The organism is Paenibacillus sp. Y568, from assembly GCF_059445545.1.
In genome coordinates, this window is the sequence record NZ_JCAIUM010000009.1 from 1 (window position 1) to 25,898 (window position 25,898).

26 protein-coding genes, 18 tRNA genes, 1 rRNA gene and 1 riboswitch are annotated in these 25,898 nt (G+C 40.6%); of the genes, 39 read left to right on the forward strand and 6 right to left on the reverse strand.

Features of this window, described 5'->3' with window-relative positions:
* From AC1D7X_RS13780 to AC1D7X_RS13920, 29 genes are all read left to right on the forward strand, one after another.
* A 23S ribosomal RNA gene (locus tag AC1D7X_RS13780) occupies positions 1–107 on the forward strand; the annotation flags it as partial.
* A gap of 90 nt (positions 108–197) precedes the next feature.
* Positions 198–273 (forward strand) — tRNA-Asn (locus AC1D7X_RS13785).
* 3 nt (positions 274–276) lie between these two features.
* A tRNA-Ser gene (locus tag AC1D7X_RS13790) sits at positions 277–368 on the forward strand.
* 12 nt (positions 369–380) lie between these two features.
* Positions 381–455 (forward strand) — tRNA-Glu (locus tag AC1D7X_RS13795).
* Between the two features lie 78 nt (positions 456–533).
* Positions 534–609 (forward strand) — tRNA-Val (locus AC1D7X_RS13800).
* Positions 610–637: 28 nt separating this feature from the next.
* Positions 638–714: transfer RNA gene (locus AC1D7X_RS13805), tRNA-Met, on the forward strand.
* A 13-nt stretch (positions 715–727) separates the two neighbouring features.
* Positions 728–805: transfer RNA gene (locus AC1D7X_RS13810), tRNA-Asp, on the forward strand.
* A gap of 14 nt (positions 806–819) precedes the next feature.
* A tRNA-Phe gene (locus tag AC1D7X_RS13815) sits at positions 820–895 on the forward strand.
* Between the two features lie 27 nt (positions 896–922).
* A tRNA-Thr gene (locus AC1D7X_RS13820) sits at positions 923–998 on the forward strand.
* An 8-nt stretch (positions 999–1,006) separates the two neighbouring features.
* Positions 1,007–1,091 (forward strand) — tRNA-Tyr (locus tag AC1D7X_RS13825).
* Positions 1,092–1,101: 10 nt separating this feature from the next.
* Positions 1,102–1,175: transfer RNA gene (locus AC1D7X_RS13830), tRNA-Trp, on the forward strand.
* Between the two features lie 27 nt (positions 1,176–1,202).
* Positions 1,203–1,279: transfer RNA gene (locus AC1D7X_RS13835), tRNA-His, on the forward strand.
* A 38-nt stretch (positions 1,280–1,317) separates the two neighbouring features.
* Positions 1,318–1,393: transfer RNA gene (locus AC1D7X_RS13840), tRNA-His, on the forward strand.
* 16 nt (positions 1,394–1,409) lie between these two features.
* Positions 1,410–1,484: transfer RNA gene (locus AC1D7X_RS13845), tRNA-Gln, on the forward strand.
* 7 nt (positions 1,485–1,491) lie between these two features.
* Positions 1,492–1,566, forward strand: a tRNA-Gly gene (locus tag AC1D7X_RS13850).
* A gap of 10 nt (positions 1,567–1,576) precedes the next feature.
* Positions 1,577–1,650 (forward strand) — tRNA-Cys (locus AC1D7X_RS13855).
* Positions 1,651–1,658: 8 nt separating this feature from the next.
* Positions 1,659–1,747: transfer RNA gene (locus AC1D7X_RS13860), tRNA-Leu, on the forward strand.
* A gap of 18 nt (positions 1,748–1,765) precedes the next feature.
* Positions 1,766–1,842: transfer RNA gene (locus tag AC1D7X_RS13865), tRNA-Arg, on the forward strand.
* 9 nt (positions 1,843–1,851) lie between these two features.
* Positions 1,852–1,933, forward strand: a tRNA-Leu gene (locus AC1D7X_RS13870).
* Between the two features lie 201 nt (positions 1,934–2,134).
* Positions 2,135–2,428: a LiaF transmembrane domain-containing protein gene (locus AC1D7X_RS13875; RefSeq protein ID WP_495454762.1), complete on the forward strand. Its 294-nt coding sequence runs from the start codon at positions 2,135–2,137 to the stop codon at positions 2,426–2,428.
* A gap of 49 nt (positions 2,429–2,477) precedes the next feature.
* Complete coding sequence (locus AC1D7X_RS13880) at positions 2,478–3,152, forward strand: PspA/IM30 family protein (protein ID WP_495454763.1); 675 nt, start codon at positions 2,478–2,480, stop codon at positions 3,150–3,152.
* 4 nt (positions 3,153–3,156) lie between these two features.
* Positions 3,157–3,609, forward strand: coding sequence for a PspC domain-containing protein (locus AC1D7X_RS13885; protein WP_495475455.1), 453 nt, complete (start codon positions 3,157–3,159; stop codon positions 3,607–3,609).
* 3 nt (positions 3,610–3,612) lie between these two features.
* The gene (locus tag AC1D7X_RS13890) at positions 3,613–4,311 is read left to right on the forward strand and encodes a PspA/IM30 family protein (protein ID WP_495454765.1); all 699 of its coding nucleotides are present in this window, start codon (positions 3,613–3,615) and stop codon (positions 4,309–4,311) included.
* Between the two features lie 142 nt (positions 4,312–4,453).
* Complete coding sequence (liaF, locus tag AC1D7X_RS13895) at positions 4,454–5,101, forward strand: cell wall-active antibiotics response protein LiaF (RefSeq protein ID WP_495475456.1); 648 nt, start codon at positions 4,454–4,456, stop codon at positions 5,099–5,101.
* A gap of 19 nt (positions 5,102–5,120) precedes the next feature.
* Positions 5,121–6,185, forward strand: coding sequence for a sensor histidine kinase (locus AC1D7X_RS13900; protein ID WP_495475457.1), 1,065 nt, complete (start codon positions 5,121–5,123; stop codon positions 6,183–6,185).
* A complete protein-coding gene (locus tag AC1D7X_RS13905; RefSeq protein WP_495454768.1) occupies positions 6,175–6,825 on the forward strand; it encodes a response regulator transcription factor in 651 nt (216 codons plus the stop codon). The genes AC1D7X_RS13900 and AC1D7X_RS13905 overlap by 11 nt, the downstream gene beginning before the upstream one ends.
* Before the next feature lie 165 nt (positions 6,826–6,990).
* Positions 6,991–7,749, forward strand: coding sequence for a YwmB family TATA-box binding protein (locus tag AC1D7X_RS13910; RefSeq protein WP_495454769.1), 759 nt, complete (start codon positions 6,991–6,993; stop codon positions 7,747–7,749).
* A 180-nt stretch (positions 7,750–7,929) separates the two neighbouring features.
* Positions 7,930–9,474 carry a glucose-6-phosphate dehydrogenase gene (gene zwf, locus AC1D7X_RS13915; protein ID WP_495475458.1) on the forward strand — a complete coding sequence of 515 codons (1,545 nt, stop codon included), beginning with the start codon at positions 7,930–7,932 and terminating at the stop codon, positions 9,472–9,474.
* Between the two features lie 112 nt (positions 9,475–9,586).
* A complete protein-coding gene (locus AC1D7X_RS13920) occupies positions 9,587–11,170 on the forward strand; it encodes a peptide chain release factor 3 (protein WP_495454771.1) in 1,584 nt (527 codons plus the stop codon).
* 66 nt (positions 11,171–11,236) lie between these two features.
* Here AC1D7X_RS13920 and sspI read toward each other — a convergent pair whose 3' ends face one another.
* A complete protein-coding gene (gene sspI, locus AC1D7X_RS13925) occupies positions 11,237–11,470 on the reverse strand; it encodes a small acid-soluble spore protein SspI (RefSeq protein ID WP_495454772.1) in 234 nt (77 codons plus the stop codon).
* 124 nt (positions 11,471–11,594) lie between these two features.
* Between sspI and AC1D7X_RS13930 the strand changes: the two genes are divergently transcribed.
* The 6 genes from AC1D7X_RS13930 (at position 11,595) to yunB (ending at position 19,118) form a co-directional block, all read left to right on the forward strand.
* A complete protein-coding gene (locus tag AC1D7X_RS13930; protein ID WP_495454773.1) occupies positions 11,595–12,257 on the forward strand; it encodes a potassium channel family protein in 663 nt (220 codons plus the stop codon).
* Positions 12,258–12,282: 25 nt separating this feature from the next.
* Entirely contained in the window at positions 12,283–13,083 is an 801-nt protein-coding gene (locus tag AC1D7X_RS13935) for a TrmH family RNA methyltransferase (RefSeq protein WP_495475459.1), read from the forward strand.
* A 258-nt stretch (positions 13,084–13,341) separates the two neighbouring features.
* Positions 13,342–14,610 (forward strand): MerR family transcriptional regulator, encoded by a 1,269-nt coding sequence (locus tag AC1D7X_RS13940; RefSeq protein WP_495454775.1) that lies wholly within the window; start codon positions 13,342–13,344, stop codon positions 14,608–14,610.
* A 153-nt stretch (positions 14,611–14,763) separates the two neighbouring features.
* The gene (locus AC1D7X_RS13945) at positions 14,764–16,575 is read left to right on the forward strand and encodes an FAD-dependent oxidoreductase (protein ID WP_495475460.1); all 1,812 of its coding nucleotides are present in this window, start codon (positions 14,764–14,766) and stop codon (positions 16,573–16,575) included.
* Positions 16,576–16,683: 108 nt separating this feature from the next.
* A riboswitch (cyclic di-AMP (ydaO/yuaA leader) is annotated at positions 16,684–16,823 on the forward strand.
* A gap of 177 nt (positions 16,824–17,000) precedes the next feature.
* Positions 17,001–18,194, forward strand: a complete 1,194-nt coding sequence (locus AC1D7X_RS13950) for a KamA family radical SAM protein (protein ID WP_495475461.1) — start codon at positions 17,001–17,003, stop codon at positions 18,192–18,194.
* Between the two features lie 120 nt (positions 18,195–18,314).
* Entirely contained in the window at positions 18,315–19,118 is an 804-nt protein-coding gene (yunB, locus tag AC1D7X_RS13955) for a sporulation protein YunB (protein ID WP_495475462.1), read from the forward strand.
* Positions 19,119–19,149: 31 nt separating this feature from the next.
* Here yunB and AC1D7X_RS13960 read toward each other — a convergent pair whose 3' ends face one another.
* Entirely contained in the window at positions 19,150–20,238 is a 1,089-nt protein-coding gene (locus tag AC1D7X_RS13960) for a M23 family metallopeptidase (RefSeq protein WP_495475463.1), read from the reverse strand.
* Between the two features lie 196 nt (positions 20,239–20,434).
* Here AC1D7X_RS13960 and lipA point away from each other — a divergent pair, with 196 nt between their 5' ends.
* Positions 20,435–21,316, forward strand: coding sequence for a lipoyl synthase (gene lipA / locus AC1D7X_RS13965; RefSeq protein ID WP_495475464.1), 882 nt, complete (start codon positions 20,435–20,437; stop codon positions 21,314–21,316).
* Positions 21,317–21,358: 42 nt separating this feature from the next.
* On the forward strand, positions 21,359–21,670 hold the full coding sequence (locus tag AC1D7X_RS13970; RefSeq protein ID WP_495454781.1) for a YutD family protein: 312 nt from the start codon (positions 21,359–21,361) through the stop codon (positions 21,668–21,670).
* A 32-nt stretch (positions 21,671–21,702) separates the two neighbouring features.
* Here the strand turns inward: AC1D7X_RS13970 and AC1D7X_RS13975 are convergent, their stop codons facing one another.
* Entirely contained in the window at positions 21,703–22,515 is an 813-nt protein-coding gene (locus AC1D7X_RS13975) for an NAD kinase (RefSeq protein WP_495454782.1), read from the reverse strand.
* A gap of 67 nt (positions 22,516–22,582) precedes the next feature.
* Complete coding sequence (ylbJ, locus tag AC1D7X_RS13980) at positions 22,583–23,836, reverse strand: sporulation integral membrane protein YlbJ (RefSeq protein ID WP_495475465.1); 1,254 nt, start codon at positions 23,834–23,836, stop codon at positions 22,583–22,585.
* A 399-nt stretch (positions 23,837–24,235) separates the two neighbouring features.
* Between ylbJ and AC1D7X_RS13985 the strand changes: the two genes are divergently transcribed.
* Together AC1D7X_RS13985 and AC1D7X_RS13990 are read left to right on the forward strand one after the other, a co-directional pair.
* On the forward strand, positions 24,236–24,613 hold the full coding sequence (locus AC1D7X_RS13985) for a globin domain-containing protein (protein ID WP_495455280.1): 378 nt from the start codon (positions 24,236–24,238) through the stop codon (positions 24,611–24,613).
* A 61-nt stretch (positions 24,614–24,674) separates the two neighbouring features.
* Positions 24,675–25,379, forward strand: coding sequence for a DUF2225 domain-containing protein (locus tag AC1D7X_RS13990; protein WP_495454784.1), 705 nt, complete (start codon positions 24,675–24,677; stop codon positions 25,377–25,379).
* Positions 25,380–25,471: 92 nt separating this feature from the next.
* Here AC1D7X_RS13990 and AC1D7X_RS13995 read toward each other — a convergent pair whose 3' ends face one another.
* Positions 25,472–25,702, reverse strand: a complete 231-nt coding sequence (locus AC1D7X_RS13995; protein WP_495454785.1) for a hypothetical protein — start codon at positions 25,700–25,702, stop codon at positions 25,472–25,474.
* Positions 25,699–25,869 (reverse strand): YycC family protein, encoded by a 171-nt coding sequence (locus AC1D7X_RS14000; protein ID WP_495454786.1) that lies wholly within the window; start codon positions 25,867–25,869, stop codon positions 25,699–25,701. Before AC1D7X_RS14000 ends, AC1D7X_RS13995 begins: the two co-directional genes overlap by 4 nt.
* Positions 25,870–25,898 lie beyond the last annotated feature (29 nt).

Below are 25,898 nucleotides of genomic sequence, written 5' to 3' on the forward strand. Positions count from 1 at the left end.
TTCCCAATTAGTAAGACCCCTTGAAGACGACGAGGTAGATAGGTTGGAGGTGGAAGTGCAGCAATGCATGGAGCTGACCAATACTAATCGGTCGAGGGCTTATCCTAATATTCTGAAGTTTAGGCTTCAGAAGCAAATGAAAGTTTCGAACTGCAAATTCATTCGTATCTAGTTTTCAAGGATTAAACCTTGATTATTCCCTGATAGCTCAGTTGGTAGAGCACTCGACTGTTAATCGAGTTGTCACAGGTTCGAGTCCTGTTCGGGGAGCCATATGGAGAGGTGTCCGAGCTGGCCGAAGGAGCACGATTGGAAATCGTGTAGGCGCCACAAGCGTCTCGAGGGTTCGAATCCCTCTCTCTCCGCCATTATATTTACAAGGCCCGTTGGTCAAGCGGTTAAGACACCTCCCTTTCACGGAGGTAACAGGGGTTCGATTCCCCTACGGGTCACCATTTTTAAATAAAGAAATATTGCATAAGCACTTGATTTTATGACAATATATCTGTTATGATAGTAAATGTCTTTCTCGTGGAGGCTTAGCTCAGCTGGGAGAGCATCTGCCTTACAAGCAGAGGGTCGGGGGTTCGATCCCCTCAGCCTCCACCATTTAACTCAATATGCTTATTATCAATGACGCGGGGTGGAGCAGCCCGGTAGCTCGTCGGGCTCATAACCCGAAGGCCGCAGGTTCAAATCCTGCCCCCGCAACCAATTATTTTTTTATGGAACCGTGGTGTAGTTGGCCTAACATGCCTGCCTGTCACGCAGGAGATCGCGGGTTCGAATCCCGTCGGTTCCGCCATTATTACCTTATAAGGCTCGGTAGCTCAGTCGGTAGAGCAGAGGACTGAAAATCCTCGTGTCGGCGGTTCGATTCCGTCCCGAGCCACCATTGATTTAACCAATGTTTTATAGGTGCGCCGGTGTAGCTCAACTGGTAGAGCAACTGACTTGTAATCAGTAGGTTGGGGGTTCAAGTCCTCTCGCCGGCACCATGTTTTATGGAGGATTAGTGAAGTGGCTAAACACGGCAGACTGTAAATCTGCTCTCTACGAGTTCGGTGGTTCGAATCCATCATCCTCCACCATTTCTTTTATAGGGGCATAGTTTAAAGGTAGAACAACGGTCTCCAAAACCGTTGGTGTGGGTTCAATTCCTGCTGCCCCTGCCAAAAAGAAATCTGTTATTCATCAATATGGCGATCGTGGCGAAGTGGTTAACGCACCGGATTGTGGTTCCGGCATTTCGCGGGTTCGATTCCCGTCGGTCGCCCCATATTTTTTGAATTAACATCTTGTACTAATTTAATTATGGCGATTGTGGCGAAGGGGTTAACGCACCGGATTGTGGTTCCGGCACTCGTGGGTTCAAGTCCCATCAGTCGCCCCATTTTTATCTAAGTTGTTGGGAATTAGCCAAGCGGTAAGGCAACGGACTTTGACTCCGTCATGCATAGGTTCAAATCCTATATTCCCAGCCATTTATATGCGGACGTGGCTCAGCGGTAGAGCATCGCCTTGCCAAGGCGAGGGTCGCGGGTTCGATTCCCGTCGTCCGCTCCATTTCATACATGGCGCCATAGCCAAGTGGTAAGGCACAGCTCTGCAAAAGCTTTATCCCCAGTTCAAATCTGGGTGGCGCCTCCATTAATTGTGCGGGAGTGGCGGAATCGGCAGACGCACAGGACTTAAAATCCTGCGGTAGGTGACTATCGTACCAGTTCAAGTCTGGTCTTCCGCACCAATTAGTTTTAAGATGTTTGCGCCCTTAGCTCAGCTGGATAGAGCGTTTGACTACGAATCAAAAGGCCAGGAGTTCGAATCTCTTAGGGCGCACCATTAAGTTTTGCCGATGTGGTGGAATTGGCAGACACGCCGCACTCAAAATGCGGTGCCGCGAGGCTTGCCGGTTCGAGTCCGGCCATCGGTATACAGCATAAAGGTTTATAAAATTGCTTAGATAAGCAATCTTATAAACCTTTTTCTGTTTTTATGTGATTTACCCTCCTTAAGACTAGCGTTACCCCGCCTTAGGTCTAGGAACAAAAACCGCCTCTGGTCTGTTTTGAAACTTCTCGGATTAACCTACAATAAGTACATAAGGTGATGCAGTGAAAGGCGGTGAGAATGCATGAAAAGAGGTAATGGTTTAGCAGTTGTATTAATCGCTATTGGAGCATTGATGTTACTAGGAGTATTTGGACCGTTGGTGGGAAGGTTGTTAGGATTAGTATTCCCAATCATTTTAATCGCTCTCGGTTATTATGGTGTGCGTCGTGGGAAAGTACTAATAGGATGGATTATCTTGGTGATCGGGGTTCTGTCATTAATAGCCAAGTTATCATGGATCATTGGACCTCTACTCGGAATCGCACTACTTATCTTTGGAATATCACTTCTCAAAAAGAAAAGAAGTACTTACTAACGTATATTAAATAAGTGAAGACAGATTCTTAAGGAGGGAGTATGTAAATATGAGTGTTTTTCGCCGGATGAGAGATATAACCGTAGCAACATTGAATGAACGTTTAGAACAAAGTCAGGACCCGGTTAAATTAATTGATCAATTTCTAATGTCAACACGGGACGATATTACAGAAGTTGAGAAATTATTTCAACAGTATGCTTCACATACGAAGCAATTGAAACAGCAAGTAGATCAAGCATCCTCCATGAAGGATAAACGAGAAGAACAGGCCCTTTTGGCGCTCAAAGCAGGTGAGGATCATTTAGCGAAGCTTGCACTTCAAGAGAAGATTATATATGAGGAAAAGTTAGAACAATATGGGGAACTGCTAGAGGATAGCAGATTGTCTCTTCGTGAATTAGAGAATCAAATGAATGAACTTAAGTTGGAATATCAGACTGTATATAGTAAACGTCAATATTATGCTGCCCGTATGGAGAACATACGATTACAGCAACGTATGAATCAACGTATGGGTGAGTTTGGTGGTAAGGATGTTCCCAAAATGTTTAATCGACTGGAAGATCGTATAACAGATTGGGAATTAGAAGCACGAAGCTTACGAGAATTACGTCGGGCGGGTCAAGATTACATTGATCAAGCTGGATCTTCCGTATCCAACATTTTGGAAAAAGAAATGGCAAAACTGAAACAAAAGCTGAACAACAGCGGAAAGGAGTAACCTCATGAGTAAGTTATACCGATCATCACGCAATAAAATGATCACAGGTTTATGTGGTGGTTTAGCGGAAGTGATGGGCATTGATGCTACACTATTGAGAATCCTTGTGTTGATCAGCATTCCTTTTAGTGCAAGTACTACACTGTTCATATACTTTATCGCTTCATTAGTTGTTCCGAAAGAATATGTACCTCCGTTTAATCCTTATGGAAATGGGAATGGTAATCCGAATCAAGGTGCTGGTGGTTACTATAATAATGGTGGTTCTTACAACAATAACAGCAACCATACAGGATTTAATTCCGAATTTAACAACAATGTAAATCCAGGTGGTTACAATCATGCTCAGTCCTCTGAATTGGATGACATGATGAAGGATATTGAGAAAAAGGCTTTGAAAAAAGAAGTAGAAGAATTGAAAATTAAACTTTCTAAGTATGAGAAGGGAGAAGTGTAAGATATGGGAGTATTCAAAAGATTAAAAGATATGACAAAGGCATCAGTAAATGAGGTACTAGATAAAGTTGAAGATCCAATCGTAATGTTGAACCAGTATTTACGCGATATGGAGGCTGAAATTCACGAAGCAGAGGTTACAGTTGCGAAACAAATGGCGAACGAACGTCGAATGAAACAACGTGTAGAAGAAGCTGTGAAGATGGGTGGACAACGTGAAGCGCAAGCTGAACTAGCTTTGAAGAACGGACAGGAAGAAGTTGCACGTAAGTTACTGGAAGAGAAAATTTATTTTGATCAAAAGCATACAGAATATCTAGGGCTTCACATGCAATCTGAGACTCAAGCGAAAGAATTAGTACAGCAACTGCATGAAATGAAAGATGAATTCTACAAAATGCGCAACAAACGTAATGAGTTAGTATCACGTGCACAGATGGCTAAAGCTAAAAAACAAATGAATCAAGTAAACAGCTTGCATAATATTGAGAGTGGAAGTGCTTCACTTGGATTCCACCGTATGGAAGAAAAGATTATGCAATTAGAAGCTGAAGCTGATGTGATGCAAGCCCCTTACCGTTCAAGTCATGCAGGATTTGCTAATCCAGTAGATGCTGAGAAACAATTGAAGGTTGATGAACAATTAAAAGCATTGAAGAGCAAAATGAATGGGCCAGCTGTAACTAAGAACGAAAGTAAATAAAATGTTCTAAATAAGTTCTACTCGTATTAACGAATGTTATGATATGCTATGATAGGCGAAGCCATACAGTATGATTTCATACTGCTATGGCTTTTCTAACTCCACCACTTATGAAATTTACTAATCAGAGGAGGGCAACGCCATGGATAAAAGAAATCGAATCATAGCTATAGGATTGATATGTATAGGTTTCCTTATGTTGTTTGGCAAGTGGATGAGTTTTCTTACCATTGTTGCTCTCTTATTACTGTTATTAGGCATATATAGAATTCGTAATGGTGATATCAAAAAAGGAAATATTTTTCTGGGAATTGGAGCTGTTCTAATTCTCTTAGATCATCTGATTCTTGTTGTAGCGATTAGCCTGATCTCTCTGGGTTTATTTTATGGGAAATCAAAGAGGTTACATCCGAATGAGGGCTTCGTACAAAAGATGAGTTTTATGACTAACTTTGATTGGGATCAATCACCTTGGGTGATGAGAAGTATGAGCGTATGGCATGTGCTCGGTGAGAGTGACCTAGATTTATCTTTAGGTATGCCAGAAGAGCGAGAGACCACCATTATGTTTCAAGGTGTTATGGGAGATATGGATTTAAATATACCTGATTATTATGGGGTTGAGATAGAAGCTTTTGTTCTCTTCGGGTCTATTGATTTCGATGGTAAAAAGGACAGTGGCATGATGAACCGATTGACCTGGAAGTCAGCTAATTATGATAACAGTGACTATAAAGTAAAAGTAGCGGTGTCATATATCGTAGGAGATATAGACATACGATTAATCTGAACATAGGAGGGGTTCCTGAGTGAACACCAAGAAGTCTGTGAACATGCTATCTAAAAGCATGGGCGAAGGAGCCCTTCTTTCTTTTATTTTGCTTCTTGTTATTCTTTATTTATTGTATACATATGGTTATTTGGCGCCATTTGATTCTTGGGAATTAGGGTTTAAGACCGTTGCCACATTAGTACTTGTTCCAATTTGTATCGGTATGATAAGTGGTTTCTATCAGAGCTACCGGATGAAACGCAAATTAGAACTCTTACGTGAAACCTTACTTTCCTGGGAAAAAGGGATTGTTGCTCGCTCTATGCCAGCTCTTGGAGAAGATGAAGTTGGACGGCTTGGCGAACAATTGAGACGTATTAGTAAGAAATGGGAAGATCAGGTTACATCACTACAACGTTTGTCTACCCATAATGCACAACTGGCAGAACAGGCTAGAGTATCGGCGATCGTAGAGGAACGACAGAGGTTAGCTCGCGAATTACACGATGCTGTGTCACAACAACTTTTTGCGATCTCTATGACGGCTACGGCTGTGGGTAGAACACTGGATAAGGATTTTGACAAAGCCCAGAGACAGGTAGCTTTAATTGAAGAAATGGCTGCTGTTGCTCAATCAGAAATGCGTGCGCTTCTCCTGCATCTACGTCCTGTTTATTTGGAGGGTAAACCTTTAGAACAAGGTCTCATGGAGTTAGTGAATGAGTTGAAACAGAAGGTTCCCATGGAAATTGTGTTTGAAATGGATAAGGGTATCCATTTAGTAAAAGGCATCGAGAATCATTTATTTCGGATTGTCCAAGAGGCAATGTCCAATGCACTACGTCATTCTAAGGCAAATAAGATGGAAATTCGTATTCACCTTAGACAGGAGACGGTAAGGGTTATGATTCATGATGATGGGGTTGGGTTTGAATTAGGTGACAAAAAGCAGACTTCCTATGGTCTATCGAATATGAATGAACGTGTGACGGAGATTGGCGGTTCGCTTCAATTTATAACAGCATTAAATAAAGGCACACGTATTGAAATCACAATTCCAATTGTGCATGAAGATATGGGGGAAATGACACATGGAGAATGAATCAGAAATAAAGGTTCTGTTGGTAGACGATCATGAAATGGTACGTATAGGTCTCGCTGCCGTATTAGGAACGGAAGATGGGATAGAAGTAGTTGGAGAAGCCGGAAGCGGAGAAGAAGGCATCAAACTGGCTAGGGAGTATAAACCAGATGTCGTGCTGATGGATCTTGTTATGGATGGTATGGATGGGATCGAAGCAACACGGCAATTGTTAAAGCTATATCCTGATTGTAAGGTAATTGTACTGACAAGTTATTTAGATGATGAGAAAATGTATCCGGTAATAGAGGCTGGAGCATTCAGCTATTTACTTAAGACGTCACGAGCTACTGAGATTGCAGAAGCCATTCGAGCTGCAGCACGTGGTCAATCTGTATTAGAGTCACAAGTGGCATCTAAAATGATGAATCGGTTACGCCATCCTCAGATCGAGACGGCTGCTCATAAAGAACTAACCGAGCGTGAGATGGATGTGTTACGCTTGATGGCAAAAGGTAAGTCTAATCAAGAAATTGCGGATGATCTGATCATAGGGATCAAGACGGTCAAATTTCATGTGACGAATATATTATCTAAGTTAAATGTAGATGATCGTACTCAAGCGGCAATCTATGCATATAAAAACGGATTAGCAGAGTAATATAAGCGGTATGATCATTTAAATAAGGAACCTGAGAAGCTAAGTTATAAAGAGCTTCTTGGGTTCTTTTGTCTTATAAATCTGGATTTAGGTATAAAAGATAGTAAATGGGCAACCCTATTTAGTAGATTCATAGATTTAGAGTCGAAAGGTAGGAATTCAATCATGAGTAATAAAAGAGGTCTTGGAAAAATTGGAATCATGCTATTATGTATAATCGTTATATTTATAGGATTTGGTCGGGATGCTTCTGTAGCTCAAAAAATAAATAAAGAAGATAAGAGACTTGCTGACTTAATTCAATGGGGTCAAGAGATCATGGAGACTCCACTGAAAGTCGTCGTTAAATGGCAAGGGGAATGGAGCAATGATGGCAAGTTAAGTTCCCAAGAAGCCGCTCAAAAACTGACAAAACTTCTGGGGCTATCTAACCTTCAATCAGTAACGAATACAGAACATGAATCTTATCGTTCGCTCACCATAGTTGACGGAATTAGAGTTAACTTGAACTGGCAGGTTATTTCAGAAGATCAGAGCTATTTCATCGTCACAATGGAGTCGCTAGATGCAGTCCATTCATCTGCAATCCAACATTTGCAGGACAAATTCCACGCTCAATTGGATCTTATGAATATGGCTGCTGAATGGAATGCCTCTGTTCAGGGGAACGTTAAAGAGGAACAATCTATAACAACGACTATGAAGGATGTAGAGACCACAATACAGTCCCATCTAAAATTAAAACAAGTAGAGACGTATGCGGATGATATGACGCTTAGCCACTCTTATGTAGCACCCTCCCTTGGCTTCAATCTTGTTAGTGGTGACCATACCATAGATCTTCAAATTGCAGTTCATCATGATGAACTTAGCGGGCAGAATCGAGTTACCCTTGGGTTTCCAATCATCACGATTGAATATTAAATGCATATCATTTGAGGGGTTCGTGAAATCACAGTAGTCTTGTCAGGAATAAGATGGCATGATGCAGAACAATGTGCTAAAATAGCATCACAACATTTGATGCTTCATACTTTTTACAAAGTTGTAAATGATAAAATTCATAAATATACACTATATTACATAGAGAGAGAATGAGGAGCCATGGCTGATAACTTAAATCTTGAAGAAATTCAAACCCCAAGTGCGGTGTTTTTTATCTTTGGTGCAACCGGAGATTTGGCAAGAAGAAAGCTATTCCCTGCTATTTATAGTCTTTATCGTGAAGGAAAATTAGCAGAAGATTTTGCAGTGATTGGCGTAGCACGTCGTCCACGTACACAGGATGAATTCAGGGATGATCTGTATCAATCAATTCGTGAGTTTTGCCGTTATAAAACGGAAGAAAACGAAGAATGGCAAACATTTGCTCAGCATTTTGAATATAAATCTCTAGATATTAACGATGTTAATGGATTCCGTGAATTAAAGGAACAAACAGAGAAGATTGAAGAGCGTTATCAAATTCCTGGTAACCGTATGTTCTATTTGGCATTGGCACCTGAGTTATTCGGTAATGTGTCTTTCAATTTAGAAAAAGGTGGCATGCTGGTAGGTCCAGGATGGAATCGCCTTGTTATTGAGAAGCCTTTTGGATATGACTTGAAGTCAGCTGAGAAGCTAAATGAACAAATTCGACAAGTGTTCAAAGAAGAAGAAATATATCGTATCGATCATTATTTAGGTAAGGAAATGGTGCAAAATATTGAAGTCATTCGTTTCGCGAATGCTTTCTTTGAGCCATTATGGAATAATATGCACATTGCTAACATTCAAATTACGTTAAGTGAAACCGTTGGCGTTGAAGAGCGTGGGGGATATTACGATCATGCAGGAGCATTGAAGGACATGGGGCAGAACCACATGCTTCAGATGTTAACAATGATTGCAATGGAACCACCAAGTCGTTTGTTACCAGAAGACATCCGGGACGAGAAGGTTAAGGTTCTACGTTCTTTACGCCCATATCTAAATGCCGAAGAAGTGGAGAACAATGTTGTTCGAGGTCAATATATTCAAGGTAGTGCTAATGGGAACGAACTGCCAGCCTACCGTGACGAAGACAAAGTAGATCCTGCTTCGAATACCGAGACTTACTTCGCGACACGCTTATTTGTGGATAACTTCCGTTGGGCAGGTGTTCCGTTCTATATTCGCACTGGAAAAAGATTGCCTGTAAAAACTACTGAGATTGTGGTTGAATTCCGTAGCATGCCTACAAATGTATATTTAGGTCAAAAACATAAACTTGAACCTAACTTATTGGTGATCAGAGTGAATCCAATGGAAGGGATCTACGTTAAGATTAATGCGAAGAAACCTGGATCTGAGACGGATATTCAACCCGTAGCGATGGATTTCTGCCAGAGTTGTATGGTTGGTATTAACTCTCCTGAAGCTTATGAGCGCCTTCTACATGATGCGGCACGTGGTGAATCGACTTATTTCACACGTTGGGATGAAGTCGCATCAGCATGGACTTTTGTAGATCACATTGCTGAAGCTTGGGCACAAGATCCAAGTAATCTTTCAACTTATCCAGCGGGATCATGGGGTCCAGAAAAGGCAGATAAACTTTTGGAAAATGACGGTTTCCATTGGTGGCCTGTGAATGGTCAGGATGAAGATAACGTCGTGTGGAAAAAATAATATAAAAAAAATCTTTCATAAATCATCCTCATGTAGCAATACATGAGGATGATTTGCGTACAGAATGTGGTACAATAATAGACATGACTTTAGTGATGAAGGGAAATGTGAAATGAGCGAAGTAATTGACCCAACTTTGCAGAAGGAAGTAGATAAGCGCAGAACTTTTGCGATTATTTCTCACCCGGATGCTGGTAAAACAACTTTAACAGAGAAACTACTCTTGTTCGGGGGCGCTATTCGTCTAGCGGGTTCAGTTAAAGCCCGTAAGGCAAGTAAGCATGCTACGAGTGACTGGATGGAAATTGAGAAGCAACGTGGAATCTCGGTAACTTCTTCGGTTATGCAATTTGATTATATTGGACATCGGATTAACATTCTAGATACACCAGGTCACCAAGATTTCAGTGAGGACACCTATCGGACACTGACAGCAGCAGATAGTGCTGTCATGCTTATTGACGTGGCTAAAGGGGTAGAGAACCAAACGGTCAAATTGTTCCAAGTATGCGCCCAAAGAGGGATTCCAATCTTTACATTTATCAATAAGCTTGACCGAGAAGGTCGGAGCCCGTTTGAATTGATGGAAGAGCTGGAACAGGTATTAGGTATCCGTTCGGTACCTATGAACTGGCCAATCGGTACGGGTCGCGACTTATGCGGAGTCTACGATCGGATGAACAATCAAGTGGAGCTATTTCAAGGTAATGACCATTCTGTTATCAAAGTACAGAAGGTAAAAGATTACCATGATCCAATCATTCGCGAAATGGCTGGGGAGTATTTACATGACCAACTATGTCAGGAGCTAGAGTTGCTGGATGTGGCTGGAGATCCATTTGATCTTGAGAAGGTCAATAACGGGGAGTTAACACCCGTATTTTTCGGGAGCGCAATTAACAACTTTGGGGTACAAACATTTTTAGAAAACTTCTTACAACTTGCTCCTAAGCCAGAACCTCGCCGCAGCGCAGGTGGTCTAGTGCAACCAACGAACGAGAAGTTCTCTGGATATGTTTTCAAAATTCAAGCGAACATGAACCCAGCTCACCGAGATCGAATTGCATTCCTTCGGATCGTCTCTGGGAAGTTCCATCGCGGGATGAGTGTTAAGCACATCCGTGTAGGCAAAGACATTAAACTGTCGCAACCACAACAGTTTCTCGCGCAAGACCGTGACATTGTAGAGGAAGCATATCCTGGAGATATTATCGGATTGTTTGATCCAGGTATTTTTAGAATTGGGGATTCCCTTAGCCAAGATAGTGATATGGTGTTCGAAGAGCTTCCAACATTCTCACCTGAGATATTCGCGAAGGTAACCGTTAAGAATGCCCTGAAACACAAGCAATATCAAAAGGGGATTGACCAGCTAACGGAGGAAGGCACGATTCAAGTATTCAAAACCGTGAGCTTTGATGATACGATTCTTGGGGTTGTTGGTCAACTTCAATTCGAAGTATTTGAATATCGGATGAAAGGCGAATATGGCGTGGATGTGCAACTGCAGCGCATGCAATATCAGTTCGCTAGATGGATCATAGATGATAATATCGATTCAAGTAAATTCCGAATCAACTCGACGCTTGTACAAGATAAAAAAGGGAACTATGTCGTACTGTTCGAGAACGAGTACGCGATGAGAACGGCGATGGAGAAAAATCCAAATGCTAAGTTCCTTGAAGTTGCTCCATAATATACATGCTTTCATATGTATAGCAAAATCCCTCTACCCTTTGTGGGAGAGGGATTTACTTTTTTTCTAGGACAGTGGTGCAGGGGTGACAGATTGTAAATGTTTCTGAGCAACTTGAATTAGTTCATCTTGCTGTTTGGAATCAATGTTCTTCCATATCATTTCGAATATGGCTCCTAGTCCTGGTAATGCAGCTTCTGGACCATCAACGGATCCCTCAATCATCTCGCGTAGCTCAGTATCAGTCTTACTGTGAACCTTGTGTACGATGGCTTGACGTAAGTCGAGTACGATCGGCATGTTTGTATTCCCTCCTACCTAGTGTAATCAACGTTTAATATTCCCCTCTTGCCCAGCTGAAATTCAAGTTTTGTTACCAATATGATATAATCATTGAATATATTTGAATAGCGGAGGTTAATCAATGGCTAAGAAGCAGTACGCCATCATTGGAATGGGTAGATTTGGATCAAGTGTCGCAACAGCACTGACGGATATGGGTTTTGATGTGTTAGCAATCGATTCCAGTGAACAGCGAATTCAGGAAATATCCAACATTGTGACGCATGCGGTATCGGCGAATTCTACCGATGAAGAAGCTATGCGTGCATTAGGTATTCGTAATTTTGAAGTGGTTGTTGTAGCCATTGGACAAGATATTCAATCCAGTATTTTAACCACATTGATATTAAAGGACTTAGGTATACCTACCCTTATTGTTAAAGCACAGAATGAACTTCATGGGAAAGTACTACACAAAATCGGTGCAGATAAGGTTATTTTTCCTGAACGCGATATGGGACTTCGGGTTGCTCATCATTTGACATCTCCTAATATTCTGGATTACATTGAGCTATCCGATGATTACAGCATTGTGGAGATGAGAACCTCAGATAAGATGATTGGAAAGAATCTGAAACAACTGGATGTTAGAGCTCGATTCGGATGCAATGTGATGGCTATTAAGACGGGAAGTAAGATGAACATCTCACCGGATGCGAATGAACCTTTAGATAAAGACGATGTTCTTGTTATATTAGGACAAAAAGATGATTTGATTAAATTGGAACTGGAATTCCCCAAATAGGGTTACAGGATAAGGATGGGTTAAGATGGATATTACATCCCTGCACAATGCGCGTGTGAAAGAATGGACGCAATTGTTGGAAAAGAAGCATCGGGATCGAGGACATAAGTTTATTGTAGAAGGGATACACTTAGTTCAGGAAGCTTTCGAGTATGAAGCGGACATTGAATGTGTTGCTTATGATATAGACAAGGGAATTCCAGCGGAATTGAAGCATTTAAATTCAAATGATGCCGAGTGGATTGGTGTCTCGGAAGCGATTATTGGTAAATGTACCGATACGGTTACGCCACAACCTGTATTTGCAGTTGTTCGCAAACGAACGGTTGATCTTGCTGACTTACTAGCCAAAGAGAACAGTCTAGTGATGGTACTGGATGGTGTACAAGATCCGGGGAACGTAGGTACGATTATTCGTAGCGCAGATGCAGCAGGAGCGGATGGGGTTATATTAGGTCGAGGATGTGTAGATCTGTACAATCCCAAGACGATTCGTTCTACGATGGGGTCGATCTTTCATCTACCTGTGGTGGAAGGGGATTTACTTGATATCCTACCACAAGCGAAAGAGGGCGGTGCACGCCTAGTTAGCACTAGTCTACAAGCAGACTATAATTGTTATGAGTACGAATTCAAAGGATCTACTTGGCTACTGGTTGGAAACGAAGCGAAAGGCGTGTCAGAAGGAGTTCGTCAGTTAGTAGATGATACGCTCATCATCCCTATGCGAGGACAAGCGGAGTCACTGAACGTGAGTATGGCTTCCTCTGTATTAATGTTTGAGGCGATGAGACAGAGACACTATAGCAATCAGAATTCGAATTAAAAAGACGACTATAATGGCAGAAAAGGATCCTTACCACAGGATTCTTTCTGCCATTTGATTTATCTTAGTGAATAGGAGAGAGAAATTGCTTTTATAGAATGTTCTCAATGTTTGAAGTCTATAAAATAATAGTACTACATAAAGCTGTTCAAATAGTTGCGCCGTATGTAATCATCGGGTACGATAGCGATATAAAGGCGTATTCCGTCTTGTTTTATATTGTGATAATTTTCACGAATGAAAAAGGAGTAATGTGAAATGAAAATTGGTGAGTTCTCCAAAAAAAATAATATTACCCAAGATGCCATCCGTCATTATATAGATATGGGACTACTCGTTGTAGAAAAGCATGGTTGTCAGTATAAATTTAGCGACGAGGATCATGGCGATCTTGAAAAAATATATATGTTAAAGCAATTAGATCTTTCTTTAACTGAAATTCAGGAAATTCTATGCTTTAATCGGCTTGAAGGTGACAAAACAGATGAATACCGTAAATTTTACTTATCTGTATTGGAAAAGAAAAAGGATCAGATCATGAAAGAACAGCAAAAATTAAAAGTGATTGATTCCTTATTAAGTGACAGAATACATGAATTGAAAATGAATGATATGGGTAAAAGAAAAAGATTAGGATTTCCAATATCCTCAATAGGATTATTACATTGCCCCTATTGTTCAGCAACGTTAGATTTCAGTGATGGAACGATTGAGAAGAATATGATATTAGAAGCTATGGTTCAGTGTGAATGTGGCTATGCTGCAGTAATTGAGGATGGCATATATATAGATAAAAAGGTAGTAAGTCATAAAAAAGTGATACCAACGAAACAGGAGTTTTTGGAAGCGACTTCACCGAAGTATATTAATTTTATGTATAACGGTACAACAACATTAATTGACTACATACAGAATCACGCAAATGAACCTAAATACATATTAGAATTAGATCATTGTGTTGGCAGATTTTTAATGCAATATATTGATTTCATCCCCAAGAATAGTACTTACATTCTTATTTGTCAGGATAAAGAAAGGCTCATGAATACTCAAAAAAATTTAGCTCTGCAGGATGCACATCATCACTTTATCTTCTTCTGCTGTGAAGTAGATCAGTTACCGATTATTCATTCATCAGTGGATATAATAATCGATCATGGAATGAGCAAAGCATATGCTAAATCAACGAACAAATGTCTGATGGATGTTGTATCTCCCTTTCTACAAGAAGAGGGGCTTCTTACGGGAGCCTATCCTCATCTAGGGAGTAAATGTAAGGAGTTTATGAATATCCCAATTGAATTAAGAGATTACTACAGTAGAAATAAAATGCTAGAGAAATTGGAGAAATTAAATTTTTTACAATTAGATGTTGCAGATCTAGGCCCTGTTACTGAAAAAAGCCAGTACATTGAACTTAGAGATAAGGAGCAATATTTGACCCTCTATGTTGGAAAAAAGAGAAGAAATGGTGATGTTATCTCTTCAGGTGTTCAACAGGAGATAAAAGAAAATAAGATATCCTGAATGTGTAAACATCGGGGATCGGGTTAACCCCATACTTTTCATTTTTCCACACCTTTATACGTGCAAAATTTCACAAAGTCTGCTTGACGTCGTGATGACCCAACCATATAAGATCTATGTATACAATGATTTTATACGCCAAGGGGGAAAACCATGAAAAGGAATTGGAAAAGGGTAAATTTCTTGCTGTTGGGATTAGTATTAATACTAAATGTAGTTGCTTGTTCAAATTCTGCCAAAGATACTAACGCAAATTCGAATACAACTTCGGGAACAGCAACTTATAAAGCAGGTACTTACACATCAAAGGCACAAGGTAACAATGGTGATATCACGGTTGAGGTTGTATTTGATGATAACGCGATCGTATCTGTAACTATTAAAGAGCATAGCGAAACGGATGGTCTTAGCAATACACCATTCGAACGTATCCCTCAGCAAATTGTTGAGGGACAGACATTGGCAGTTGATGTTGTGTCAGGCGCTTCTAATTCATCGAAGGCGATCCTTGCTGCGGTTGAAGATTGTGTCAAGCAAGCGGGCGGAGATGTAGCTACCCTTAAGGTTGCTGCCATAACGGATGATAAGGCACAAAAGGAAACTGAACTAACAACGGATGTTGTCGTTATTGGTGGAGGAGGTACAGGTCTCACAGCTGCTGGATCTGCGTTTGAGAACGGCGCCAAGGTTATTGTACTAGAGAAAATGGCAACGGTAGGTGGTTCTACAGCGTTATCTGGCGGAGGTATTTCTGCAACAGGTACTCGTTTCCAAAAGGAACTAGGCATTGAGGATTCACCAGAATCATGGATGCAGTTGTGGAAAGAGCGTCAAAGTACAAGTAATCCTGATAGTATATATCCAGATTATGATCGTGTAGAAACCTTTATGGATGAGGCAGTAGATACAACACACTGGTTGGTTGATTATATGAATCATAAGTATACTCGTGTGGAAGGATATGGTGTTGATCCTGTAGCTCGCCTTCATTTTCCTGAAGCTGGTGGTGCTAGCTTAATTGCAAATCTAGATAAGACCCTTAAAGATAAAGGAGTCGATATCCTTTTAGAGACAAAAGCAACGGAATTAATCACGGATGATAAAGGTAACGTAATTGGTGTTGCAGCGGAGAATGCTGAAGGAAAGCTGATCGTTCATGCGAAAAAAGTCATCATCGCTTCAGGAGGATTTGCTAAGAGTGAGGAAATGATGAAGCGTTTCTTACCTCAATTTGTTGACGATATGGGGATCAGTGCAGCTGCTGCGGGTAGTACAGGTGATGGGATAGTCATGGCAGAAAAATTAGGCGCAGCGTTATACGAAGATCCGTGGGTGATTGGTCTAGGTATGGGAAGTTTGGTTCCAGAATTACGTGGTATTGAATGGGATACTACTAAAGTATTAGTGAACGAAAAAGGCGAACGTTTTATGGATGAAAATAGTCATTACGCTATTGTAACGAATAAGGTTGTTCCAAATGAACAAGTGTGGATGGTGATAGATTCAAGTGAAGCCAATGCGAAAGTAATTGGTGCCATTGAAGGTAAACTTCCTAATGCTGAGATCGCTGTCGGAAATACAATGGAAGAATTAGCCTCTACTATGCAAGTATCTGGAGCAGCTCTTGTGAAAACAATGGATACTTTCAATGCTGGAGTAACTTCAGGTAAAGATGAATTCAACAAAGAAGTAAAGACACTTGTATCTGTTAATAAAGGTCCATTCTATGCCTTTAAGTATTATCCTAAGACAATGGGTACCTTTGGTGGAGTAAAAGTTGATGAACATTATCGCGTTGTAAAAGAAGATGGCTCGATTATCAACAATCTTTACGCGGGTGGAGAAGCAGCGAATCGCTATTTGTACAACCAGGTCTATATGTCAGGTAGTGCGGTTCAGTATGCGTTAACTAGCGGACGCTTGAGTGGAGAACATGCTGCAAAGGCAGTTGCTGAAGGAAAGTAATATTTGACGAAGAACATTCATTAAACTAATCTAATGCCTTGATGAATGTTCTTTGTTTTTTGAAATTTAAAATATCCAACATTTGACTAATTGAATGGACTTATGTACTATAAAGTTACGCTTAATTTTCAGCATAGTAGCTGAAAAGCGGGGGAACCATTTTATTTGGGGCGAATCAAGAGACATTTGTAGGGAACCATCTTTCCCGAGCCCGACAGCTAACCTCGTCAGTAGTAGATGGGTCAACTTATGGTTTATAACTGTTCTAATGACCCGTTATCGGGTCTTTTTGCGTCTTTATGGCCCGATACCCTTCCCAAGGTGAAGTGTTTACTTCGCTTTGTGATGGGACGGGTCATTTTTATTTTAAGAAAAAGGGGGGACAAATGTAACAAACCATATTTTAAACTTCAAGGAGGAGTAATATGCCACAGCCGAAATATATTACCGATATTGATAAGATCATGGAAATCCCGGAACATGAGCGTCAGAAACTTAAACAGATAACGGAGAAATTCGTATTTCGCGTTAATGATTATTACTTAAAGCTAGTGAATTGGGCTGATCCAAATGATCCGATCAAGAAATTAGTTATTCCGAATGAAGGAGAACTATCCGAGTATGGTCGCTGGGATGCATCGGATGAAGACACGAACTACGTTGTACCCGGTTGCCAGCATAAATATAGAACGACGGCCTTATTAATTGTATCCGAGGTATGTGGTGCTTATTGTCGATATTGTTTTAGAAAGCGCTTATTTCGTAATGACGTAAAAGAAGCGATGTCCGATGTAAGCCCAGGAATTGAGTATATTGCGAATCATCCAGAAATAAATAATGTATTACTAACAGGTGGAGATAGCTTAATCCTAGCTACTTCGAAGCTAGAGATCATTCTTGACCAATTGCGTGATATTGAGCATGTCAAAGTTATTCGATTAGGATCTAAAATTCCTGTATTTAACCCGATGCGAATCTACGAAGACGAGAAGTTATTAGAACTTATCAAGAGGCACTCAAGTGCTGATAAACGCATCTATGTCATGGCCCATATTAATCATCCGCGTGAAATAACGCCTGAAGCCAAACGGGGGTTTGAGGCGTTACATCAAGCAGGAGCAATCGTCGTAAACCAAACGCCTATTTTACGTGGAATCAATGATAATGCCGATGTACTTGCAGAACTTCTTGATCAATTGTCGTGGGCTGGTGTCACACCTTATTATTTCTTTATAAATCGTCCGGTTGCAGGTAACCGAGATTTTGTACTTCCGTTGGAGCAGGTGTATCAACTTGTGGAAGAGGCTAAGGCGAAGACATCAGGGTTGGGTAAACGAGTCCGTCTATCTATGAGTCATACATCTGGAAAAATTGAGATCTTAGCTATTGACCACGGTAAGGCTTATTTAAAATATCACCAATCAAGAGACGATGTGTATGGGAAGTTTATGGTTCTGGATTGTCCAAGTGATGCCTCGTGGTTCGATGATTTACCGGGAAATGAGAAGTATTGGAAGCAGCCAGAGAAGAAGTCCGATCGTATTATATCTGTTAACGAATTGCCTGAAATTCCAGTAAAATCTGAACGCTCGAAATCGGCAAAAGTGGCATTACATTAGAATAGAATTATCAGATGTGGAAGACACATACCGGCCATCTTAGATTAGAGCTTCTTCTTTTTTTGTAATCCCAATCATATGCTTGTATAGAGATTTATTGTCGGCATTAGGGGGATGATCATGAAAAGAAGAGCAAGGTGGCATAGCCAGCGAAGCGGGAAACCCAGAAGCAGACGTAGATTGTGGCTTGTTGGGTTTCTCGTTTTTTTAATCATAATGTTTCAGGGATTCGCGTATATAGATCGTAATTTGAAACCACCTATTATGAATTTGGCTCAAATTAGAGTGAAACAGCTGGCGACGGAAGCGATCAATGAGGCGATTACAGCACAGGTTGCGCAAGAACAGAATTTCGATGATCTCGTGAATTGGAAAATGGATACGTCCGGCAAGGTATCAGGGTTCATGTTGAATTATGCAGAACAAATGAAGATTACATCCAATACGTTTAAGGTTGTTCAAGCTACATTAAACGACGTACATCAGTTAAAGGAACATATTCCTATTGGGATGGCGTTAGGAAGTCCTTTTCTGGCTTCAATTGGTCCTGGAATTCCCGTGAAAATAGAGCCTCAGGGAGCCGCTAAGATCGAATTATCAACGAGGCAACGGGATGCTGGAATCAATATGATTCTTGTGGAGGTATACATCCACGTCAGTGTAGACGTTGCTGTAGTCATTCCTTTTGATATGGAACATGATTCTGTAGAGACGGAAATACCTATATCATACCTAATGGTTGTAGGTGACGTTCCTATGTATTATTACAACTCTAAAGGTCAACCTATTGGTGGAAATGAAGGGGATGCTCCTAATATTTCAATTCCATTAGATATTAACGGCACCAGCCCAACGGATACGAATAATAATCAATCATCGAACACCCATAATCAGCCAGATTCGAATGATGTAACTAATCCATAAATGCACCATTACAAAAGAAGGGTACCTCAATTCATGATGAGGTACCCTTTTTTCCTTTAGTAAGTGATCTTCGTTCTGCCTGTTCCCATTCATGTAGAAGGGGATAGGGATCAAATGACCATTCGATCAAACCACTGTCACGATAAATGCCATAATGAAGATGTGGAGGGAACTTCCCTTGTGTACCTGGTTTACCGTAGCCTGAACTTCCAACATAGCCAATAACTTGTCCGGCTGTGACAACGTCGCCTACTTCCACACCTTTTTCAAATCCCATAAGATGTGCGTAATAGTGGTAATGGTTATTGATATCTCGAATTCCAATTCTCCATCCCCCAAATGAATTCCAACCCTTCATTTCGATAATACCATAGCATGTACTACGGACGGGGAGGCCATAACCTGCAAAGAGATCTGTGCCCTCATGGATACGAAAACCTCCCCAATTACGACCACTACCCCATGTGCTTCTATACGAATAAACACTGTTTAGAGGCAGAGGAAATGAATGAATATTTAATTGTTGTGGGGTGTACTTTTCATATAATTTAGAGAATTGTTGAATTCGCTGCACGGCCCGACTATTATGGTAATATTCCCACAGGGCAATATTGAAATCATTGTGAGACTGTCCGTAATGAAGTAAGTAACTAGCGATACTGTAGAGTACATCCATATCGTTATTAGGATCCGCAATTTGATCTCCTGATCCATCCTTACCTAAGCCTTCAAAAACAGATATTGATAAAGCATTGGTGTCAGCCTGATCAGGATTAAGGGCTCCAGCCCAAGTAGGTGGAGTCATATAAACATCAGTAAGGCGGGGAGGATGCGCCCGATCTTTAGGATGAACCTTCGTTAGGGTACGTTCATATTGATCAATAGCAGCGATTCGGTACCATGGAATTTGAGTGACTGTACTGATCTTCTCGTATAGTAATTTTCTTGAAGCGTAAATATCGTCTTGTTGAGTAGTTGCAGAACTGTTGGATATCTTGGGAACTACTTTAAGAGCTTCTGTAGGTGTACAATACGACAGGGCAAGGATGGTAGCAACAGAGGTACAAATCCACCTGTTACACGTCTTTTTCTTCTTGGAGCTGGAGCTAAGGGAAAACATCAATGTACCTCCTCATTTATGAAGACAACTCCATTGAATTGTAATCGTCAAAATTTTATATTCTTAGTTTTATCAAGTTGGATGATTTTATCCAAAATGTTTACTCCAAGCTTGAAATTAAGGTAATTGACTGGGGTTCGTGATATAATATGGAATAATCGTTGTCAAAACATGTATGAAGGGTGGTACATTTTAAGTGTCGAGAACTACCACAAAGGAACCCAAACCTGATTGGATTCGAATTAAACTCACTACAGATGATAACTATCAAGAGATTAAGAGCATGATGCGCTCAAAGACACTTCATACCGTGTGTGAAGAGGCACGTTGCCCAAACATATATGAGTGTTGGGCTAATCGTACAGCAACATTTATGATTCTAGGTGATATTTGTACACGAGCTTGCCGCTTTTGTGCAGTGAATACAGGAATGCCAACAGAGTTGGATTTAGAAGAACCTGAACGGGTTGCAGAAGCAGCAGAAAGTATGAATTTACAACATTGCGTCATAACGAGTGTAGCGCGTGATGATTTACAAGATGGAGGATCTTCTATTTTTGCAGCAAGCATTCATGCGGTTCGTCGTCGTATGCCACTCTGCAGTGTAGAAGTACTTATTCCCGATTTCATGGGAAATCCAGATGCGTTGAAGATCGTAATGGATGCTAAGCCAGATATCCTCAATCACAACATTGAAACGGTGGAACGTCTATCTGATCGTGTACGTGCTAAAGCTAAATATAGCCGAACGCTTGAGTTGTTACGTAATGCCAAAGTATTACAACCTGATATTCCAACGAAATCAAGTATTATGCTTGGCGTTGGGGAGGAATGGGATGAAATTCTACAAACGATGGATGATTTAAGGTCTGTTGATTGCAATATTCTGACTCTGGGTCAGTACTTGCAACCTTCTCCGAAACATTTAAAGGTAGAGAAGTATATTAAACCTGAGGATTTCGCATTATTGAAAGAAGAAGGTCTAAAAAGAGGATTTAGTCACGTTGAATCTGCTCCGTTGGTGCGTAGCTCTTATCGTGCACATGAACAGGTGAAATCGGCTGCTAAACATATATAAATCGATATTGAGGATTCGAGAGGAAAGGCAGGGGAATTGTGCTTGATTCTAGCAGGTGGAAAAAACTATGAAATATTGAAAGATCACAAAGATGGCTGGAACCCCGAAGCGTTCCGTGATCGTTACAGCGATGTGTTGGAAAGATACGATTACATTATTGGTGACTGGGGATATAGCCAGTTGCGTTTAAAAGGATTTTACCGGGACAACCATCCCAAGGCTACCAAAGAATCTGCCATATCGAGTATGGTGGACTATATAAATGAATATTGTAATTTCGGATGTGCGTACTTTGTTCTTCAGAAGACTCGCGAACCACAGCCACCGAAAGAAACAGAAAAAAGCAGTTCCTGATTAAGGGACTGCTTTTTTTGTACGAAGAAATTTTATTCCAGAAAAGCGGATCGAACACGATTCCAGAAAGGGTAAGGTCTGTATCTTGCAAAACTAATCTTCTGTTTAGCAACTTGGCAGCTTACCGATATTAAATCGTCAATTGTAAAATTATTATGATCAATGGTCAGTAAAAGACGCTGTTCTTTGCGCGAATAAATATCAGAATGGTGATGTTTAGGAAGAAGAAGTGGTGACCCCATTGTACGATAAATACGATTATTTATAGAAGCAATCTCGGCAATCTGTATAGCGTCAATGGTAGGGTGAACCATGGCTCCTCCAAGACTCTTGTTATATGCTGTACTTCCTGATGGTGTTGAGATACAAATGCCATCACCTCGAAACATTTCGAATGGTTGGTCATTAATATCGATTTGCGCCACAAGTGTACCATCTACACCCTTAAGTGTAAATTCATTAAGTGCAATGTAAGGGGTAGTTCCCGACTTTCGATGAATAGTTAGTTCCAGAAGTGGATATTTTACGATACGAGGAGCAACCTCCGACAAATAACTTTTGCTCATTAATTCAACCAATTCAGGTATCTCATCGGCTTTCCAATCGGAATAGAACCCTAAATGGCCTGTGTGTACTCCAACAAATGCAATGTCAGGTATGTGGTCTATAAACGTATGAAAAGCGTGCAACATGGTGCCGTCTCCGCCAATAGAAATAACGATATCTGGTGATTCTGCATCCATTTCGAAATGGTGTTGTGCCGCAAGTTTGTGGAATTGTTCTGCTAAATCAACAGATAACTGATCCCCGCGGTCCAGAACATAATATCTTAAGGGTGGTCTCAAGGATGATAAGCTCCTTTATCATGGGTTTATATCGATCATAATCAATATTGGACCAGAACACAATGTTTCATTTGTCCAAAATGTGTCGAAATCGCATCCAAAAGGACTTGATTATGCTACTCATAACGGATAAGAGGGCTATGGCAATGAGTAGAATAATAAAGATAAAAAGGTTATTTATAAACCCGTAAGGTGAATGCAAATTAGGTAGAGTGATGTTATCAGTGGTTAACAAGGTGCTCTGTGAATCTAGGTCCCCAGCTAGTGTGTTCCACAACAAGAGTACCAAAGTTGCAGCGAGAATGCCATGGATCAAGCGTGCGATCATGAAGGGCCAATAACGAAGATTCGTCGAATGCAGAATACTTGCAATCTGCGCATGTACAGATAATCCACCCCAGGAGAGAATGAAGGCTGCGGCAGCAACTTTAAAAGATAAAGGAATAGACATAGCGGATTCACCGGCATACCTTGCACCCAGTGTGACTTCAAATATCCCCCCAACTAATGAGTTAGATAAAGCGGGTGGTATGCCTATAACGGTGAGTATTTGTTCAATGATTAGATATAAGCCCTTCATGATATTAGCCTGGGTGAGCAATTCTAGAAACACAGAAAAAAAGACAACAAGGCCCCCGACCACAATAATGAGCTTTAATGAGGACAGGATTGCTTCCTGAAGGAGTTCTCCCAAATTACGTCCATCCTGGACACGAGCTTGGTGCATGGCCCTTAATGCAACCTTTAATCGGTTAATACGAGGTTTAGTAGGAGCTTGAGATACGTGTTGTGTTTCCTGTGAATCTTTTGAACCATGATAGCGCATAATGATCCCAACAAGAAAACCCCCTCCATAGTGTGCGATGGCTAGTATCGGTACGATTTGTGGATTGTGAAAGAAACCTATCGAAACAGCCCCAATGAGGAAAATAGGATCAGAAGATGTCGTAAATGCAACTAAACGTTCTCCTTCATGACGAGTTACCATTTTCTGTTGCCATAATTGTGCGGTTAATTTCGCTCCTATTGGATAGCCAGACACATAACCCATAGCTGCTACGAAGCCACCACTTCCGGGGATCCGAAAAACAGGTTTCATAAAGGGATCTAGTAATGTTCCGACTAAATGAACGATACCAAATCCCAATAAGACTTCAGATATGATGAAAAAGGGAAAGAGTGAAGGAAATAAGACATCCCACCAAATGGCTAAACCGCGTAGGGCAGCTTCTAGATAAGCAACAGGATAGATCAACATGAGCACAGCTAATCCTATTAACATGGCTACTAATAATGGAATTCCCAAGGATTTCAATGTCATTGATCTGCACCTCCAGCTTGCTTTAACTTGCGTCATTCTTCTGTTCATAGATGTATGATCTATCTAGGACAAACAGTACTAAAAAGTATAGAAAGCGTTTACAATTCAGGGTGTTTTTTTCTAGATTATGTGCTAATATAACTGTATTAAAGTTTATCTTTTCTTGGATGTTAAATGAAATGGATGGAGTGAGGAGAGCATGAGTGTTGTTGCTGGTATTCTCGTCTGCGCTTTCGTGTATGTCATTCGTGCCTCGTTAATCCGTTCAGGTGAAGAGGAATGGAAAAGTTACTAATCGGCTATAAGGTGCTAAACGGACACAACGTTTAGCGCCTTTTTTTTTGTTTTTTGTTATAATATAGAATGATGTTATTTATGGAGATGAAAGTTGGTGAACACATGAATCCTAACCTAAGTATTTATGATAATCTGGGTGGTGCACAAACGATACGTGCACTTGTAGAAGCCTTTTATCCTAAGGTACAGAAGGATCCCTTATTGAGTCCGTTATTTACCACTGATATAACAGTAGTAATGGAGAAGCAGTATATGTTCTTAAGTCAATTTTTTGGAGGCCCTTCATTGTTCTCTGATGAATTCGGTCATCCGATGATGCGGGCAAGACACCTGCCGTTTCCGATTACAGAGAGCCATGGGGAAGCTTGGCTCAAATGTATGAATGAAGCCTTAACCGAAGTTGGGATAGAGGAACCATTACATTCCTTCGTCCTAAAAAGACTATCTGGTCCTGCTCATCATTTTGTTAATACGCCTTAATGTTAGATGTAGTGAGTATATATGATCGACCTTATGACACAAATGAAGGGAAGTCTTGTTATTGAATACTCTAGAACCTCTTTACTCAATTAAAGTAACTTGTATAAACTGTAATCATGAATTTATGACCTCACGTGTTCGCCCTAGTTTCAAAAAAGCTGTAAGAACGGATGCTGATTTCTGTGCTTATTATAAGAATGAGAATCCTGATTATTATGTAGTAAGAGTATGTCCGAAATGTGGATTTGCATCTACTGAGAATTCAGCTACGAAGCTAACAGACAAGCAAAGAACTCTCTTAAAAGAGAAAATAACCGTACGATGGATTGAACGTGATTTCGGTGGACACCGTGAGTGGGAGACAGCACTTGAGACGTACAAGCTAGCATTGATCTGTGCTCAAACCATTGGAGATACGGAACGGATTACTGCGAGTTTCCTTCAGCATATCGCATGGCTATACCGTTATAATGGAGATCATGAACAGGAGCAGAAGTTCCTGAAGTTTTGTTTGGATTCTTACATACTGGTTTATGAGAAAGAAGGCGTAGGCCCTAATAATGCTAAATTATTGTACTTAATCGGGGAAATTAGCCGAAGAATAGGCAACTTTAATGAAGCTGTTAAGTGGTTCTCACGAGTTATTAATGATAAAAAAATTATGGATGTTGCCATGATTCGTGCTTCACGAGAACAATGGAGTGTATTAAGAGAACAAATGCAGGAAAAACAAATGGCACTACCTGAGGAAATGGCAGGTCTCTAATTATATATGTATGATACATATAGGGACAAACAGGAGGGACTGGGAAAGCCCATCCGTTTGTCTCTATACGTTTCACTCCAAGTGGTCGTTGATTAACGTAGGGGTTGATCACATAACAAGTAATCAGAGTCTGTATCAATGATAGTAGTCTTATTATGACAGCATGGGAAAATAAGAAGTTTCTTCTTTCCCTCATGGATAATCGTGAGCTCCTGTGGTTTTAAAGGAATGAGGACATTTGTCTTTGCGCAAAATGGACAATGGTGTACGTAAATATCACCCATTATAATGTCATATGGCCATGTGTTTTGGAATGGGATCACGATGGATCCTGCTTAGAGGTAGGTTCAGAATTGGCTTCCTCTTTGCCAAGCTCCGCAATTTTTTGCATTAAAATATGTTGTGGCATATGCATAAGGTGTTCAATGGGAACGCCTAGTTTTTTGGATAAAGTGATAGCCGTTTCTGGTGAAATTTGTAATGGTCTCATACGTCTTATTCCTCCTATTTAGATATATC

Excerpts from the sequence above, each read along its gene's own strand:
- zwf (WP_495475458.1), top strand. The coding sequence starts at position 7,930 with ATGGCTGATAACTTAAATCTTGAAGAAATTCAAACCCCAAGTGCGGTG.
- AC1D7X_RS14000 (WP_495454786.1), bottom strand. The coding sequence starts at position 25,869 with ATGAGACCATTACAAATTTCACCAGAAACGGCTATCACTTTATCCAAA.
- ylbJ (WP_495475465.1), bottom strand. The coding sequence starts at position 23,836 with ATGACATTGAAATCCTTGGGAATTCCATTATTAGTAGCCATGTTAATA.
- AC1D7X_RS13935 (WP_495475459.1), top strand. The coding sequence starts at position 12,283 with ATGGATATTACATCCCTGCACAATGCGCGTGTGAAAGAATGGACGCAA.
- sspI (WP_495454772.1), bottom strand. The coding sequence starts at position 11,470 with ATGCCGATCGTACTCGACTTACGTCAAGCCATCGTACACAAGGTTCAC.
- AC1D7X_RS13950 (WP_495475461.1), top strand. The coding sequence starts at position 17,001 with ATGCCACAGCCGAAATATATTACCGATATTGATAAGATCATGGAAATC.
- AC1D7X_RS13885 (WP_495475455.1), top strand. The coding sequence starts at position 3,157 with ATGAGTAAGTTATACCGATCATCACGCAATAAAATGATCACAGGTTTA.
- AC1D7X_RS13890 (WP_495454765.1), top strand. The coding sequence starts at position 3,613 with ATGGGAGTATTCAAAAGATTAAAAGATATGACAAAGGCATCAGTAAAT.
- AC1D7X_RS13905 (WP_495454768.1), top strand. The coding sequence starts at position 6,175 with ATGGAGAATGAATCAGAAATAAAGGTTCTGTTGGTAGACGATCATGAA.
- AC1D7X_RS13920 (WP_495454771.1), top strand. The coding sequence starts at position 9,587 with ATGAGCGAAGTAATTGACCCAACTTTGCAGAAGGAAGTAGATAAGCGC.
- AC1D7X_RS13910 (WP_495454769.1), top strand. The coding sequence starts at position 6,991 with ATGAGTAATAAAAGAGGTCTTGGAAAAATTGGAATCATGCTATTATGT.
- AC1D7X_RS13985 (WP_495455280.1), top strand. The coding sequence starts at position 24,236 with ATGAATCCTAACCTAAGTATTTATGATAATCTGGGTGGTGCACAAACG.
- AC1D7X_RS13945 (WP_495475460.1), top strand. The coding sequence starts at position 14,764 with ATGAAAAGGAATTGGAAAAGGGTAAATTTCTTGCTGTTGGGATTAGTA.
- AC1D7X_RS13880 (WP_495454763.1), top strand. The coding sequence starts at position 2,478 with ATGAGTGTTTTTCGCCGGATGAGAGATATAACCGTAGCAACATTGAAT.
- AC1D7X_RS13960 (WP_495475463.1), bottom strand. The coding sequence starts at position 20,238 with ATGTTTTCCCTTAGCTCCAGCTCCAAGAAGAAAAAGACGTGTAACAGG.
- AC1D7X_RS13875 (WP_495454762.1), top strand. The coding sequence starts at position 2,135 with ATGAAAAGAGGTAATGGTTTAGCAGTTGTATTAATCGCTATTGGAGCA.
- yunB (WP_495475462.1), top strand. The coding sequence starts at position 18,315 with ATGAAAAGAAGAGCAAGGTGGCATAGCCAGCGAAGCGGGAAACCCAGA.
- liaF (WP_495475456.1), top strand. The coding sequence starts at position 4,454 with ATGGATAAAAGAAATCGAATCATAGCTATAGGATTGATATGTATAGGT.
- AC1D7X_RS13940 (WP_495454775.1), top strand. The coding sequence starts at position 13,342 with ATGAAAATTGGTGAGTTCTCCAAAAAAAATAATATTACCCAAGATGCC.
- AC1D7X_RS13930 (WP_495454773.1), top strand. The coding sequence starts at position 11,595 with ATGGCTAAGAAGCAGTACGCCATCATTGGAATGGGTAGATTTGGATCA.